Source organism: Gelidibacter sp. (assembly GCF_053579655.1).
This window is the reverse complement of the sequence record NZ_JBMDWE010000057.1, coordinates 1-15,051: the sequence shown is the minus strand read 5'-3', so window position 1 is coordinate 15,051 and position 15,051 is coordinate 1. Positions and strand designations below refer to the sequence as shown.

Genomic DNA, 15,051 nt, shown 5'->3' with positions numbered 1-15,051 from the left:
GTTTTCTTTAGATTGAAGCAAGGCGAGTTTATTACTTATGCGGATGGGAAGGATAAAAGGATACAGTTTAAATTGCAGAAGATTCAGAGGGAATTACCAATAGACACAAAGGAATATTCCAATGCCGACTTGGAAGCTAATTTTGAGAGGATTTATCAAGAGGCTAAATCAATATTTGGATAAGATTCACAACGCTGGCTCATTATGAATATGTTGATTTCAAATTACATACCATTGACTATTGTTAATACTCGAAGTTTTTTATGGTTTGCAAGCGCTAAATCTTCCGAGAAGGTATATTTAGTTTATTATCAATATATTACAAAGCTTTAGTAAGAAGCTTAAATTTTAACATGAATCGGGTATATTTGGGAAAGATAAATTAAAATAAGATGTCGTGCATAAAAGATGAATACCTCACTTTTATATTATCCATACTTACCTGTACGCAAATAAAAGACATTGTAAAATAAAATGAGAATAGCAATATTAATTGGAATAAAAGAATACGCCAACATTTCAGATTTGCCGGGTTGTATAAATGACGTTAATGCAATAAATGATGTTTTAAGTACATCAAATGAGTTTGATGAAATAAAAATATATAAGGACAGAGTCGATAGTGATTTATTAAAATCTGAATTATCGAATTTATTCGCTGAATGGAAGGACAAACAAATAGAGGAATTATTCTTTTATTTTTCTGGTCACGGTAGTTTTTTTCAAAACGAATTTTATTACTTATTATCCAATTATGATGAAAACCAAAGGAGACTTACATCTTTGCAAAATTCAGAAATTGACAAAATGATAAAGAGTTTAAAGCCAAAAATGGTTACAAAAGTTATCGACGCTTGTCAATCTGGAGTCGCTTATGTAAAAGGAAATAATGTCGTTGAAAAATATTATACCAAAACTGCTGAAAATTTTGAAAAATGTTATTTTTTACATTCGAGTATGACCTCTCAATATTCATATCAGAACGATGATTTGAGCGAATTCACTAAAAGTTTTTTGAAATCATTAAATGCTAATAATAAATCTTCAATTAGATACAAACATATTATTGACTATATCTCCGATGAATTTGAAAGAACTACTGAACAAACACCTTTTTTTGTTGCACAAGCGGACTTTACTGAAACCTTTTTAAACTCATCAGAACAGATGAAAATTGTTTTAGCCAAATATTTAAAATGCCAAATTGAACCGCAGAATTTAGAAGAACAAAAAGAAGAAGTAAAAAGCGTCTCGTACGTTGAGAAAATAAAAAAGGAAGCTGAAAATTACTCTACACATGAAGAAGTGAATAAGCTTCTTTCATCGATTGGCGAAATAATTAAAAAATATACTTTAAAAACAAATTTGAAGGATATTTACGAGATTCAATCAGCTCTCGAAAATAATTTAAATTATTTAGTTAAATCAATTTCAATTGGGAGATGGTTGGTGGATAATAAACATAATTTTTTTGCTGAAGCAAAATATGAGATTAATGAATACAAAGAAGAAGAAACTACTGTAAATCCTTTTGGTAGCTTTATGAGTATGAGAGCAAGACCAAATAAAATTGTAACAAAAACCCATAAAGAATTAATAGGATTTGAAAATACTGTTGAATTACCCTTTTCGTACTTAATCGTTAATTATATACCCAAGTTTCCGAATATTCCTCAGTATGCTTTTTTAATAACTTTTTTGGTTTCAAAAAAAGACATAAAATTCTTTTATGGATTTACAGATTACAACGAGGAGGATTGGAATCGAAAAAAAATAAACCCAAACTTTAAATGGTCCTCAATTGATTTTATAATTAAAAAAGATAAGGAAATACTAGAATTTATTAAAAATACCACAAGCGGAATTGAAATAAACATTAAGGATATATCTGAAAAAAAGTTCGATATTGAAAAATGACAATCAACAACAAATGCTTGTACGCCTAACAATTTTAACGATAAGTATTGTGGTGCTTTATCTAACGAAAAAACATAAATAAAACAAAATGAACGAATATTTAGAAAAACTTAAATATGCAAAATCAGACTCTGAGGTTGATAAAATATTAAATGAGATTGTGCCTATTTTAAAACGACAAGGTATTTTACCGGCTCAAATAATGTTGTATTTTAAAATGAATGGAAATGATTTTGTTCCAAAGACTCAAGACCACAGAAGTACGCATTCAAACGCTACCAAAGCTCAAGAAATTATGCTGAAGTTAATGGCAAAACTTAAAGAATAATGAATACTGAAACCGATTGGATTTCTGCAATTTCAAGTGCTTTAACAGCAATTATTTCAGCTGGAGTTTTATATGTTGCTTATTTTCAAATTAAGCAAGTGAAAATACAGCTTAAGGGGCTTTCTGAAAATCAAAAGAACAGTACACTTATGACAGTTCTTGAATTGGAAAGCGAACTGAATAAAAGAAAAGAAAATTTTGATAAAGCTAACTTTGAATTAAGGGAATACAATCTCGAAATCAAAAAGGACAAGAAGAAGTTGGATGGAGAGTTATTGGAAATCTATTCTGACAAAATTAATGTAGCTAAAGAGAATTATTTAAACTCACTTGACCGCCTTTCATATTGTATTTTACACAATTATTTATCGGACAGAGATTGGCGTATAGAATACAGAGATATAATTTTTGAAGCAATTGATAACTATCAAGAAAGCTTTGGAGTAAGTTCGAGATATAGAAATACGATCAAGATTTACAAAAAGTGGAAAAGTGAATAAAAACATATTATAGTTTTATAGTCAATTCTGATTTAGTCCTCAATCAGAATTAGTTGTCCGATTTTCAGGAAAATAATCTTTTCAAGTAGACTCTTTACTATTCTTATATATTTTCTCCATCCACACTTTTTGCACAATTTTTTGAGATATATAAATTAACTTGACTATTTTGGTAGCTGAAAAAATAAGTTCTAAAATGAATCGAATTAAGGAAGTATTGGAACAGAAGGGCATTAAGCAAACTTGGCTGGCTGAAAAGCTTGGCAAGAGCTATAATATGGTTAACGCTTATGCCCAAAATCGCCAGCAACCACGATTGGAAACCCTGATGGACATCGCAAATATTTTAGATGTAGATGTAAAAGAATTGATAATCTCAAATAAAGAATAATAGTTATATGCCAACACTCAATTGGATAGGAAAAGATAAAGTGATAAGCCATCATCTTGATGTGCCTTATCGAATTTTAGAACACAAATATGGTTTTACATCTGATAAAGGAGAACAGGACGAACCAACCCAAAGCGGAAATAAAATAATTCACGGAGACAATTTAGAAGCCCTAAAAAGTCTTTTGCCAGAATATGAAGGAAAAGTAAAGTGCATCTATATAGATCCTCCTTACAACACGGGTAATGAAGGCTGGGTATATAATGATAATGTCAACCATCCGAAAATTAAGAAATGGTTAGGCGAAGTAGTCGGTAAAGATGGCGAAGACTTAACAAGACATGATAAATGGCTATGCATGATGTACCCGCGTTTGCAGTTGCTTCATAAATTGTTAGCGGAGGATGGTGCTATTTTTATTTCCATAGATGATAATGAAATGGTTAATTTGAAGCTGATTTGTGATGAGATTTTTGGTGGTTCAAATGCTATCGGTCCAATTATTCAAAATAAACAAAACTCCAAAAATGATACAATAAACGTACAGAAGAACCATGAATTCATTTTAATATATCGTAAGAAGAAACATTACTTAAAAAACAATAGAATTGCCCCGACAATAATTAACAATTCCTATATAACAAAATCTGTTTTAAAAGAAGGAGATAAGTATTATTATCTTAATGACTATATAACAACACGTGGAGAAGGTGGAATTCTAAATGCTCGTCAGAATTTGGGTCATACAATTTATTATAATCCAAAAACTCTTGATATGATGGCTGTTTGTGATTATGATGTGGAACTAGCCAAAATCAGTAATGATGAAAGTGATGTATATAGATCTAATGAAAAATTAATTACTCTAGGATATATTCCAATACGACCGCCAAGGGTTCGAGGTAAATTAGGCTGTTGGACTTGGTCGATGGACAAAATTAATGCAGAAAAAGAAAATCTCGTCATAGTTGGAAAAAAAGGAAAATATGGTGTGAAAAAAAGAACATTCGTTCCCGCTAAAAAAGTTGAAGAATTGGATGGTCAATTTGTTATTCGACTAAAGAACAAAAGTAATTCTAGAAGTATATTGGATTTTTCAACAAATGATGGAACCACAGCACTCAATGAAATTATGAAAAGTCATAGTACGTTCGACAATCCGAAAAATGTTGAAATGCTTGAGTATTTGATTAATTTATTTCCAAAAAAGGACGCTATTATCCTTGATTCCTTCGCCGGTTCAGGTACCACAGCCCACGCCGTTTTAAACCTAAACAAACAAGATGGTGGAAATAGAAAATTCATTCTAATAGAAATGGAAGATTATGCCAATACCATTACTGCCGAAAGAGTGAAGCGCGTAACCAAAGGTTATGGTGCTTCGACAAGCTCAGCAACCAAATTTAAGGTAGAAGGCACTGGCGGAGCCTTTGATTATTACGAACTGGGTTTACCACTTTTTGATGCTGACCAAAATTTAAATGAGCAAGTGGACACTGAAAAAATACGCGAGTACATTTGGTTTTCAGAAACGCGCACCGCCTATAATTCTAAAATAGACCTAAACAAATATGAATTAGGTGTAAAAGAGGATACCGTTTATTATTTCATTTACGAGAAGAAGAAGCTAACAACATTGGATTTTGATGCACTGGAACTTATAAAGACAAAAGGCGAGCAATATGTTATTTATGCAGATAATTGTTTATTGCCAAAAGAATTTATGGCAAAAAACAACATCATATTCAAAAAGATACCGAGAGATATCACGAAGTTTTAGAGTTACAATTTATAAATGATGAGCGTTCCATTTTGGAAACGACTGAAAAAGGAATAAAGAAATATGAGTGATTTAGTTCCAAAACAAAACAACTTTATTTTATACACAACTTCTGACGGAGAAGTAAAATTAAATGTGTTGCTGCAGAATGAAACCATTTGGCTTACTCAAAAGGCAATGGGTATTCTTTTTGACACCACGCCACAAAACATTACGATTCACTTAAAGAATATTTTTGAAAGTGGCGAATTAGAAGAAGAGGCAACTTGTAAGGAATATTTACAAGTTCAAATAGAAGGTAACAGAGAAGTTTCCCGAAAGCAGAAAATGTACAACCTTGATGTTGTCATTTCGGTTGGCTATCGGGTAAACTCTACCAAAGCTACACAATTTAGAATTTGGGCAACTCAAACCCTGAAAGAATATATTATTAAAGGTTTTGTTTTAGACGACAATCGTTTGAAACAAGGCGAAGCAGTTTTCGGAAAGGATTATTTTAGAGAGTTACTGGATCGTGTGCGTTCCATTCGTGCCAGTGAGCGCAGAATTTATCAGCAAATCACTGATATTTTTGCAGAGTGCAGTATAGACTACAATCCCCAATCTGAAATTACTAAAAGTTTTTATGCGATGGTGCAAAACAAGTTTCATTTTGCCATTACAGGAAATACGGCAGCTGAGATTATTTATAAAAATGCCAATGCCACAACAAAAAATATGGGTTTGACCACTTGGAAGAATGCTCCCGAAGGCAGAATCATAAAAACAGATACGACCATAGCCAAAAATTACTTGCAGGAAAAAGAGATTAAACAATTGGAACGCACAGTAACAGGTTATTTTGATTACATAGAAAATTTGATAGAACGCGAAAACACCTTTACGATGGAAGGTTTAGCAACTAGTGTAGATAAATTTTTAAACTTCAATGAGTTTAAAATTTTAGAAGGCAAAGGAACAAAGTCGCATAAGCAAGCTATTTCCAAAGCAGGAAAGGAATACGACCAATTTAACAAGACCCAAAAAATCATTTCTGACTTTGATAAACAAATCAAGAAATTGAAAAAATAGGATATGGAATTAAAAAGCTACCAGCAAAAAGTAATAGATAATCTTGAAGAATATTTAGAGTACATTCAAGAACATAAAAATGTGGCGACGGCCTTCAACACCTATTGGGAAGATAAAATAGGACCGTATAATCCGTTGGATAATACAGGTATGCAACCCTATAAAAATAACATTCCAAAGGCTGCTCATGTTTGTATTAAAGTCCCAACAGCAGGAGGAAAAACCTTCATCGCTGTTAATGCCTTGCATTCCATTTTTTCAGCTTACGATACTTCACAAACAAAAGCCGTCATTTGGTTAGTGCCCTGGAGTAATTTATTACAGCAAACTGTGAATGCCTTATCCAATCCAGAGCACCCTTACCGTCAAAAGTTGAATGCCCTATTCAATCACAAAGTTGCCATTTACCAAAAGGAAGATTTGCTGCAAGGCTCAAATTTTAATCCCACAGTTGTAAAAGAACAATTGAGCATTTTCGTTTTGAGTTTTGCAAGCTTACGCGCAAAAAACAAAGAGGACAGAAAGGTTTATCAGGAAAATGGTCAATTGGAATCTTTTGTGCCACAATACGCGAACAGAAAGCACCTTTTAAAAGATGTTGACGATACTGCGCTTATCAATGTAATTAGAAGTTTAAATCCTGTATTAGTAGTTGACGAAAGTCATAATGCGGAAAGCGATTTGAGTGTAGATATGCTCAAAAATTTAAATCCATCTTTTATTTTGGATTTAACTGCCACCCCAAAAGCCAATAGCAATATTGTCAGTTTAGTTCCGGCGATAGAATTAAAAAAGGAACATATGGTCAAGCTCCCTGTAATCGTTTATAACAATCACGATAAAACAGAGGTCATCAATAACGCGTTGCACTTGCAGCGTAAGTTGGAGAATCTAGCTAAAAGCGAAGAAGCTGAAGGCGGAAAATATATTAGACCGATTGTATTGTTCCAAGCACAACCAAAAACAAAAGACGACAATACGACTTTTGAAAAGTTAAAAGAACAATTATTAGGATTAGGTATACCAGAGAATCATATAAAGATTAAAACGGCCAATATCGACGAGTTAAAAGGAGTTGACTTAATGGATAGATCTTGTGAAGTGCGCTATATCATCACAATAAACGCTTTAAAAGAAGGCTGGGATTGTCCATTTGCATACATTCTGGCTTCATTAGCTGACAAATCGAGTGCTGTGGATGTTGAGCAAATTTTGGGTCGTGTATTGCGTCAGCCCTATGTGCAAAAGCACAAGGCTTTCCAACTTAACCTTTCTTATGTATTGACAGCCTCTGCAAAGTTTAATGAAACCTTACAAAGTATTGTTGATGGTTTAAAGGCTTCTGGTTTTAGCGGCAACGAACATCGCGCTGTTGATAGAATGACTGAAGAAGAAAGGGAAGCGAAAGTTATAGATCCTGTTGAATCCTTTTTGTTTCCAGAACAACATCCAGAAGTTCCGGGAGAAGAACAGGAAGAAATTATTGATAAGAGTCGAATTTCCTATAATCCTAATCTCGATGAAGATGATATTGAAGATACTTCTGTAATTACCGAAATAGAAACAATGGCGGCAGAACAGAACGCCGAGTTAGAAAAGCAACTAAAGGAGCAAGAAAAACAACCTATAGACGAAAACATGTTTCAGGAAATGGGAGATAAAGTAAAACGCTATCGCATAAAAGAGGTCAATAAGGAATTTATAGAAAAGATTGATTTTCCCCAGTTTTTTCTAAAAGTAACTGCAAGTGATATTTTTGGTACAGATCAAGAACTGTTAAATAGAGAATCTTTATTGAAAGATTTTAAACTTTCAAACGAAGATATCAAAATCGATTTTGATCGAATATCTTCAGATTTATATAAGGTAGATTTAACAGAAACAGTAAAAGATAACTATGCGCCTGATTGGGTAAAGATTGAAGAAAGCCAAATAAAGGATCCTATAGCTGATTACATTTTGGCAAAACCCAAAGATGCCCAAATAAGTGATATCACGCATCAGATATTACAAATAATTGGGAATATGTATCCCATTCCAGATCAGGAAATCAAAATATATGTTGGACGAATTTTAAATTCAATGAACGCCGAGCAGATGCGTGATATTTTGGTTAGAAAGTGGAGTTATACAGACAAAATAAAATCTAAAATCAGAGAACTTTCTGATAGTTATGCCGAAACTCGATTTATGGATTTAATTAAATCAAAACGCATAACAGCCAAAGACAACTGGAAATTAAAAAAAGAAATTGTTCCTGGAGCTATAGGTTCTTCTATTGGAAATTCTTTGTATGAAAAGGAAGGCACGATGAATAATTTTGAAGAGCGCGTTATCATGGAAATTGGAACAGCTTCAAATATTGCATTTTGGCACAGGAATTTAGACAAAGGAAAAGGATTTTACATTAACGGATTCAAAGCAAACCATTATCCTGATTTTATATTGCAGACTAAATCTGGCAGAACAATATTGATCGAATCCAAGGGCGACCATTTAGACGGTTCTGATAGTGAAGGCAAGTGTCGACTAGGCAATGAATGGGAAAAACAAGCTGGACATGACTTTTCGTATTTTATGATTTTTGATAAAAAAGAAGTGAGCGGTGCTTACACTTTGGACAAAGCAAAGGAATTGATAAGTGGAATGTAAAAGCTTAAACATTAAATAAATTCCTATGATCGAAACCAATCGTATAGAATGCAAAAGGGAACTTATCTTTAAAGGTGCTGTAATAGGTGGTTTAGCTAGTGGTGCAATTGATGTGATTGAAGCTCTAACTAAAAGACGGAAAGAAGTTCTTAAACTTATTGCAAATAATACAACCATTACCTATACCAAAATAGCTGAGGCTTTAGGTATTAATGAATCTCCTGTAGGCAAACATATAAATGCGCTTAAGACGAAAGGGTTCTTTATACGTCACGGAGGGACACAGGGTTATTGGCAAATCAATATTGATAGGATTTGACAGAGTTTAAAGTAAAAATTCTTTTTTAAAAAGGTCCCTTATCTCGAGGTCCATTATGAGTAACCTTCCATTGACCATCTTCCTGCACTAATTTAAAGACGCCAGGTTTTGGATCGTAGGCTGTGGAATATTTTACCCAAGACACGCCGCCATCTGTTACTTCATCGATAATCTTAAAATCGGATTTCGAATTTTTATCCTGAGCAAACATTTCCTGAATGCTTACAAAGTTTGCATAGCCATCAGCAGTTGTATATTTTTTGAGTGTTGTTTTGTCCCCGTGATAAAAACTTTCTGCAACTACTTTGGCAGTTTCATTAGGCGAAAGACTCGTTGTTTGAGAACATGAAATAAATAGGAGGACGAGTGAGCAAATGGCGATTTTTTTCATATTACTATTAATTTGGATTATTAATAAACCGATGTGATATTTTCAATTCAATATTGCGTTCCCCATCTTTTTCGTTCAGTTCGAAAATGACCCTGCGGTCATTGGATAATGAAAATTTCGACATAACATACACGAATCTTACCGTTTCGTTTTCTCTGATTTTAGATGGCAGATTATATTTAAAAATAGGTTCTTGATACAGACGTTGCAAGGATTTCCTTTTTCCTTTTTGCCGTGTTTCAATCGATAGATTCAAAAAATTCAGATCATAATCCAAAGTTGACGTATTCTCAATTTGGATCACGAAGTAAAGCTCTTCTTTATCAAAAACAATATTCTCAACACTTATAACAATACCTTCAGTTTCATTATTAATCCGTCCGATGCGCTGGTTTCTATCAAGAAGATAACCACAGAACTTTTCATAATAATACTTACTGTAATCAACACTTTTATCAGCGGTTTCAATATAAATCGAATCCTTCACTTTTGGTTTTTCATTCCCAATACTACTGGAGATTGGAATGAAATAATTGAGCTTTGAAAGTTTTGCTTTATACTTTACAATATACGAAAAAACGGAACCGTTTCTATTGATAACCAGAAGATTACTTTCTTTACCCGGTTTTGCCTGGAGCAATCCAAAATACTGTTCATTTTCACGATTGTATGTAAATACAAAATTCTCTGATCCAGTTATTCCTTGTCTAATGGGTTCAGGAAAAAATAGTGCAACGTTTTTGGTATCATTCGCATAAATAGTGTCTAGAACTTTGGAAGTTCGCATTGAACCTTGTGCTGAGCAAAGTTGTGGTGCAAATGTGCACATTAGAAGAGCTGAGATAATTATATAATTTTTCATAAGAGTCAGATTTTAAAGATCAAATAGCATTATGACCTTGGTTTTAGAATTAATTTGTAATTATTCAGGACAGTTACTTTTACGCTTCGATTGTTGCGCTTAAGTATCTTAGTAATTCCATTAACTTGAGGAACTGACGGAATGTTGATATCGCCAATGATATCATTCAAAACTTCTTCGGTGGCTTCAGCGCGGAAATTATTTTCGACATAAATGCCTTCACTGCCATCTTGCAAATCGAAAGCTTTGAGCTTTGTGGGATGATGGTCGATATTCTCAATGTTAATCAAAGCGCGATTGGGTTGAAAGCTGATAAATCCAAAGACGAGTGTATTCTTTGGCATCAGTCTATTGTTGATTGTTGCTGCTTTCATCAGACGCATTCTTAATCGCGTCTTGGCCTTTACAATTTGATCGCCATCTACAACGACATAAATGCTCTCGTCGGTATGGCCCAGTGTGGCACTATCATTTGGCTTTGGCGAAGCGGCAAAAAACAATTGATGTTCCAATCCCAGTTCTTTGGCTTGAATTTTTTGTTCAGTCTTGATTTCGGCGGAATCAATCAGTTTTTTATCAACTCTGGTCGCTTTTTCTTTTCCAAAGTTTTGATAGCGTTTCTCGGAGTATTGGATTTTACCGGAGTTATAAATACTATCTACAATGCGTTCTTTTTCACGTTGTGGCAAATCAGGATCATAAAAACCCAAAGAATCAATCAGTTTTTCATTATAGATGCTAGGTGCGTTGGTCTCGCGAACCTCTTTAAGGTCATTAATGGCATCCAATTTTGAATCATACTGTTTTTGGTTTTCTTTCAAATCTGGGATCAAGGTTTGCTTAAGGTTCTCATTTTCACTTTTGTCATCTCCAATAATCATCATAGAATAGGAAACAAGGAAAATGAAAATCACAGCCAATACTGCAGCAAAGACTATTTTATTTTTTTCTATTTTCATTTTGAATTTTTTTTAACGTGTTTTCGAAGTAATCGGTAATCAATAATCCGTGTGGATTGTTGGGGAAGTTTCGGTCAACCATGATCAGGTTTCCTGTGGAAATCAATTCATAAGTGTCGGTTATGGTGCCTCTGTTGATTTCAAAGATGGTGGTCGTCGTGAAACTATATTTTCCATCAGCTTCATTTAATTCGGTATCAATTCTGAGCACTTTTTGAACCAGCGAGTATTGTAATAATCGGTTATAGACACCATCCGCTTTTTTCTGACGATAGAGATTGTCCACTGAACTATTCCCTAGCCAAAGCGCTTTTTTTAAATTTCGTTCATAGTTGCTCGCATCAATATTATAGAAGTAATTGTGGAACTGCTCTAAATGTGCCAATGCTTCTACAGCGAAATTTTCCTTCTGAGAAACGAGCTTCAGCGGAATGATGCTGCCATCGGTATTGATGGCAAATGCACTATTGAGCGCGTTTTTATTTGTGGTAAAAGCCATCCAAAGTGAAAAGGTACTGGATAATAATGTGCAAACGACAACTGTCAAAACGATGAGCCGGTTTAACTTTAGGATGCTATATATGTTTCTGTAAGGAGTTTTCATTTGATGAGATTTAGCTATTAAACAATCTGAGGGTAAAGGAGGTTGCGCGTCTGTACAATTTGAATTTCAGGAATACGATGAAGCCTACCGAACCCAATTGAACAACAGGGGCGAAGAAGCCGTGACCAAACTCGGTACCGAAAAGGTTGGTCCAAAAATTGGTGTTGATTTCAGTATAAATGGCGTTCACAAATACATTGACAAGAAAGAACGCCGGCACCAGCATATATACAGCAGCATATAACTTGAAAAATGAGTATGCAAGTGATCGGAATTTTTCAAATACGGCAAGACTTATAACCAAAGGGAAGAATGCCTGCATTATCCCTAGAAGAAAGAAGCGTTCCGCCAAGAAAAGAGGATAGATGAAAAGATCTAAAATCCAAAGAATTACACTTACTATAAAAGCTATGATTTTAAAACCATAAAGTGGTGTTATCAAAGCCTCATACAATAATGTCATTGCATTTTTTGCAACATCATAAAGATTTATGTCTTCCTCCAACGGGAGATCCTGCATTTGTAAAGGGAGAAGTGCTGGAGCGGTGGCACGATATTGCCCCTCAATTGCGACCAGGATACCATCAAAAAATCCTAATACCTGAGTTGAGAATATGACCAATAGGACAATTGCAAAATTTTTCGCAAGCTCACCTGGAGTCAGTCCCCAGGTATAGCCGTCTTTATCAGCAACGCCCTCATTATATTTTTTGAGAATATTGACCAGAAAAAACAAGACGGCAAGCGTTTTCATTCCGGCAATGGTGTATTGCGAGAAACTGCTGTTCTGTATGGTCTGGAAGACTGTATCAATATATTCCAGGCCAATTCCTAAAATGATGGTTGCCGTCATGTTTAATATTCGGTTTTGCGGTTATTAATTTTGTCCTGCATTTTTCTAAATGAAATGATATCTCTGTAGCGTTTTGTTTTAGTGGTAATGTTGGAAACCATTTCCATAGATTCCAGCTCTTTTTGCTTTAGAATTTCTGCACGTTCGGCATCGCTCATTTTTAGATAATCACTGGATAGAATTTGATCTATAAAATCCATGGTGTCCAAAGAGTTCTCGACTATAGCGCTGAAAGATTGCGATACCCTTGATACTTCATCAGGTTTAATGAAAGGACTGTTTAAAATGTCTCTTAGGTCATTTTGCATTACTTGGATCAATCGTTGGTTATTGCGCCCGATTTCGCGAACTGCCTTTAGCTGTTTAACCACATCGTTGACCTTTTCAAGGTTTTCTTTTTGGGTTTTTAAGAATTCAACGGTCTTGATCATGTTTGCGGTCTGTTTGCCTGATTCTATAAGTTGTTTTACCAAGCTTATAAAATTGGTGTTGTCATACGTGGGCATTCCCTGGCACGCAGCGCTTGCAGGCAATAAAAAAGATATAATGAGTATAATTATCAGCGTTGCTGTTTTTGTTTTACCCACAACCTTTCTATTGTTAAAATTTTCCAGGATTTTCATTGCGTTTTTCATAGTTTTAGGATTTAGAAGTGAATTCCTTTATAGCCAATTCCATATTATTGGTCTTTTCATAAATGGCCATTATGGCCGCGTTTTCCTGTCCGTCGGTTAGATAGGCGGCATAAACCTCTTTAGGAACTTCGAGCCTGAAAATGTTGCTTTCCTTTCCGATTTTGATGAACATCTCGGTATATTTCCGTGCACCGGAAAGATTGTTCTTGATGGATTTTAACTGGTTCAAGTCGTGGCTGGAAAGATTGAGCCGTTTAACCAGTTCAGTATATCCTTTTTCATTGTTCAGACTGTAAATGACCTGTGTGTTTTCAAGGATGCTTGCAGATACTGAGTTATTTGGAAGCTGATTAATGGATTGAAGAATAATCCCGATAGCACCGTTTTGTTTACGTATGGCTTGGTAATAAAATTCTACGCTTTCAAGAACGTTATCAAACTTGAGTTGTTTGGCAAACTCATCAAATAGGATGATCCCCTTTTCAGCGCGATTTTTCCAGATGGTGCGTTGGATCGCTGATTTAATAAGTTTCAACATTACGGAAAGGATTTCCTTGTTGTCCTTGACTTCATCGAGTTCAAAAACGATTAAGCGTTTATCCTCGATTTTATAGGTCTGGTCTTCGCTGACCTCAAAAAGAAAACTATAGAGGCCATCTCCAACGTATTCAGACATGACGTGTAAAAAGCTTGTGACATTAAAATAGTCGGGATGGATTTTAAGGGTGTCGAGAAGATCTTTTTGATTCTTTTCTATAAAATCATAAAAGCCTTCCAAAGAATGGTTTTCTGAAGTGCTATCATAATAGTGACGTAATATTTTTTTTACGGAAACCGATTGTGCCTTGGTCACTTTTAAGTCCGAAGCAAACAATTCAAACAGGAATACCGATAGGTCTTCGAGACGTTCTGGTGCCAAGTCAGATATATCGCTGATGTAAAATGGATTAATACCCAGATTCTTTCCACTCTCATAACGAAGTACCGTATACTGTTCAGGATAGAGTTTTGCGAATTTGGTGTAGGAACCACCGAGGTCAATGATGACCAAACGTACGCCACTTTCAAAATATTGACGCAGAATATTATTGGCCAAAAAGGATTTGCCCTCGCCGGTAGGAGCGAAGATGGCAAAGTTTCGTGCTTTGATGCGTTTCTTGCCTTCGTCCCAAACATCTTTTAGGACAGGAATGTTATGTTCACGGTCATTGAAAATGATTCCTGTTGGATCCGATTTGTAATTTGTATTATTGATGAACAAACACAGAGCATGCTTTAAATCGGTAACGTAAAGATCGTTATTTGAAAAATTTGATGAGAAGCAACAGTAACTGTTGAGGATGTAATTCTTGCGTTCTTCGCCTCGCGGAAAGTAAGGGATAATGTCCAATTCCTTGAACTCCGTATTAATCTTTGAGGTTATTCTGTCCAGCTCTGTCAATTCCTTCGCCCAATACACAATATTAAGATGACCACGGATGATGCGTGAGCTGTCATCAGCGTTGATTTGGTCAAGGATATGCTGTATTTTCCCTAATACAACTTTGTTCTGTGAACCAAAATTGGAGCTTTTGTTAAGCTCTTCAATTTTCTTATCGAGCAGTTTGCGCCATTTTTGTTTGTCATCCAAATACAGGATTTGGTTAACGATGTGGTTCTCATTAAGCGTAAGCCCTAAACCATCAATAAACCCTTGATGAAACACAAAATCGTCAGATGTGAATCTCTCATTGGTCTTGCTACTCTGTACACTTTCGCCAAAGCACAGTTCGCTATTGATGGCCAGGGC

At 34.8% G+C, this 15,051-nt stretch carries 15 protein-coding genes and 1 pseudogene; 9 read left to right on the top strand and 7 right to left on the bottom strand.

Annotated features, from left to right (window positions below):
• From ACOH2D_RS17545 to ACOH2D_RS17505, 9 genes and pseudogenes are all read left to right on the top strand, one after another.
• Positions 1-183, top strand: a pseudogene (locus tag ACOH2D_RS17545) (type IV secretory system conjugative DNA transfer family protein); the annotation flags it as partial.
• Positions 184-474: 291 nt separating this feature from the next.
• Complete coding sequence (locus tag ACOH2D_RS17540; protein ID WP_449536067.1) at positions 475-1,917, top strand: caspase family protein; 1,443 nt, start codon at positions 475-477, stop codon at positions 1,915-1,917.
• Positions 1,918-2,005: 88 nt separating this feature from the next.
• Complete coding sequence (locus ACOH2D_RS17535) at positions 2,006-2,245, top strand: hypothetical protein (RefSeq protein ID WP_449536066.1); 240 nt, start codon at positions 2,006-2,008, stop codon at positions 2,243-2,245.
• Positions 2,245-2,745: a hypothetical protein gene (locus ACOH2D_RS17530; RefSeq protein WP_449536065.1), complete on the top strand. Its 501-nt coding sequence runs from the start codon at positions 2,245-2,247 to the stop codon at positions 2,743-2,745. The genes ACOH2D_RS17535 and ACOH2D_RS17530 overlap by 1 nt, the downstream gene beginning before the upstream one ends.
• A gap of 196 nt (positions 2,746-2,941) precedes the next feature.
• Positions 2,942-3,136, top strand: coding sequence for a helix-turn-helix domain-containing protein (locus ACOH2D_RS17525; RefSeq protein WP_129018325.1), 195 nt, complete (start codon positions 2,942-2,944; stop codon positions 3,134-3,136).
• Positions 3,137-3,143: 7 nt separating this feature from the next.
• Positions 3,144-4,916 (top strand): site-specific DNA-methyltransferase, encoded by a 1,773-nt coding sequence (locus ACOH2D_RS17520; protein ID WP_449536064.1) that lies wholly within the window; start codon positions 3,144-3,146, stop codon positions 4,914-4,916.
• Positions 4,917-4,979: 63 nt separating this feature from the next.
• The gene (locus ACOH2D_RS17515; RefSeq protein WP_449536063.1) at positions 4,980-5,987 is read left to right on the top strand and encodes a virulence RhuM family protein; all 1,008 of its coding nucleotides are present in this window, start codon (positions 4,980-4,982) and stop codon (positions 5,985-5,987) included.
• Positions 5,988-5,990: 3 nt separating this feature from the next.
• On the top strand, positions 5,991-8,639 hold the full coding sequence (locus ACOH2D_RS17510) for a DEAD/DEAH box helicase (protein WP_449536062.1): 2,649 nt from the start codon (positions 5,991-5,993) through the stop codon (positions 8,637-8,639).
• A 25-nt stretch (positions 8,640-8,664) separates the two neighbouring features.
• Entirely contained in the window at positions 8,665-8,958 is a 294-nt protein-coding gene (locus ACOH2D_RS17505; RefSeq protein WP_449536061.1) for a winged helix-turn-helix transcriptional regulator, read from the top strand.
• A gap of 25 nt (positions 8,959-8,983) precedes the next feature.
• Here ACOH2D_RS17505 and ACOH2D_RS17500 read toward each other — a convergent pair whose 3' ends face one another.
• The 7 genes from ACOH2D_RS17500 to ACOH2D_RS17470 form a co-directional block, all read right to left on the bottom strand.
• Positions 8,984-9,349 carry a hypothetical protein gene (locus ACOH2D_RS17500; protein ID WP_449536060.1) on the bottom strand — a complete coding sequence of 122 codons (366 nt, stop codon included), beginning with the start codon at positions 9,347-9,349 and terminating at the stop codon, positions 8,984-8,986.
• Between the two features lie 7 nt (positions 9,350-9,356).
• Complete coding sequence (locus ACOH2D_RS17495; protein WP_449536059.1) at positions 9,357-10,211, bottom strand: DUF4138 domain-containing protein; 855 nt, start codon at positions 10,209-10,211, stop codon at positions 9,357-9,359.
• Positions 10,212-10,240: 29 nt separating this feature from the next.
• Complete coding sequence (traM, locus tag ACOH2D_RS17490; protein WP_449536058.1) at positions 10,241-11,170, bottom strand: conjugative transposon protein TraM; 930 nt, start codon at positions 11,168-11,170, stop codon at positions 10,241-10,243.
• Positions 11,151-11,774: a conjugal transfer protein TraK gene (locus ACOH2D_RS17485; RefSeq protein WP_449536057.1), complete on the bottom strand. Its 624-nt coding sequence runs from the start codon at positions 11,772-11,774 to the stop codon at positions 11,151-11,153. The genes traM and ACOH2D_RS17485 overlap by 20 nt, the downstream gene beginning before the upstream one ends.
• A 10-nt stretch (positions 11,775-11,784) precedes the next feature.
• The gene (locus ACOH2D_RS17480) at positions 11,785-12,627 is read right to left on the bottom strand and encodes a hypothetical protein (RefSeq protein ID WP_449536056.1); all 843 of its coding nucleotides are present in this window, start codon (positions 12,625-12,627) and stop codon (positions 11,785-11,787) included.
• Between the two features lie 2 nt (positions 12,628-12,629).
• On the bottom strand, positions 12,630-13,262 hold the full coding sequence (locus ACOH2D_RS17475) for a conjugal transfer protein (protein ID WP_449536055.1): 633 nt from the start codon (positions 13,260-13,262) through the stop codon (positions 12,630-12,632).
• Positions 13,263-13,266: 4 nt separating this feature from the next.
• Positions 13,267-15,051, bottom strand: a 1,785-nt coding sequence (locus ACOH2D_RS17470; RefSeq protein WP_449536054.1) for a VirB4 family type IV secretion system protein, incomplete at its 5' end; no start/stop codon positions are given.

Coding starts and splice junctions, on each gene's coding strand:
- ACOH2D_RS17540 (WP_449536067.1), top strand. CDS start 475: ATGAGAATAGCAATATTAATTGGAATAAAAGAATACGCCAACATTTCA.
- ACOH2D_RS17535 (WP_449536066.1), top strand. CDS start 2,006: ATGAACGAATATTTAGAAAAACTTAAATATGCAAAATCAGACTCTGAG.
- ACOH2D_RS17530 (WP_449536065.1), top strand. CDS start 2,245: ATGAATACTGAAACCGATTGGATTTCTGCAATTTCAAGTGCTTTAACA.
- ACOH2D_RS17525 (WP_129018325.1), top strand. CDS start 2,942: ATGAATCGAATTAAGGAAGTATTGGAACAGAAGGGCATTAAGCAAACT.
- ACOH2D_RS17520 (WP_449536064.1), top strand. CDS start 3,144: ATGCCAACACTCAATTGGATAGGAAAAGATAAAGTGATAAGCCATCAT.
- ACOH2D_RS17515 (WP_449536063.1), top strand. CDS start 4,980: ATGAGTGATTTAGTTCCAAAACAAAACAACTTTATTTTATACACAACT.
- ACOH2D_RS17510 (WP_449536062.1), top strand. CDS start 5,991: ATGGAATTAAAAAGCTACCAGCAAAAAGTAATAGATAATCTTGAAGAA.
- ACOH2D_RS17505 (WP_449536061.1), top strand. CDS start 8,665: ATGATCGAAACCAATCGTATAGAATGCAAAAGGGAACTTATCTTTAAA.
- ACOH2D_RS17500 (WP_449536060.1), bottom strand. CDS start 9,349: ATGAAAAAAATCGCCATTTGCTCACTCGTCCTCCTATTTATTTCATGT.
- ACOH2D_RS17495 (WP_449536059.1), bottom strand. CDS start 10,211: ATGAAAAATTATATAATTATCTCAGCTCTTCTAATGTGCACATTTGCA.
- traM (WP_449536058.1), bottom strand. CDS start 11,170: ATGAAAATAGAAAAAAATAAAATAGTCTTTGCTGCAGTATTGGCTGTG.
- ACOH2D_RS17485 (WP_449536057.1), bottom strand. CDS start 11,774: ATGAAAACTCCTTACAGAAACATATATAGCATCCTAAAGTTAAACCGG.
- ACOH2D_RS17480 (WP_449536056.1), bottom strand. CDS start 12,627: ATGACGGCAACCATCATTTTAGGAATTGGCCTGGAATATATTGATACA.
- ACOH2D_RS17475 (WP_449536055.1), bottom strand. CDS start 13,262: ATGAAAAACGCAATGAAAATCCTGGAAAATTTTAACAATAGAAAGGTT.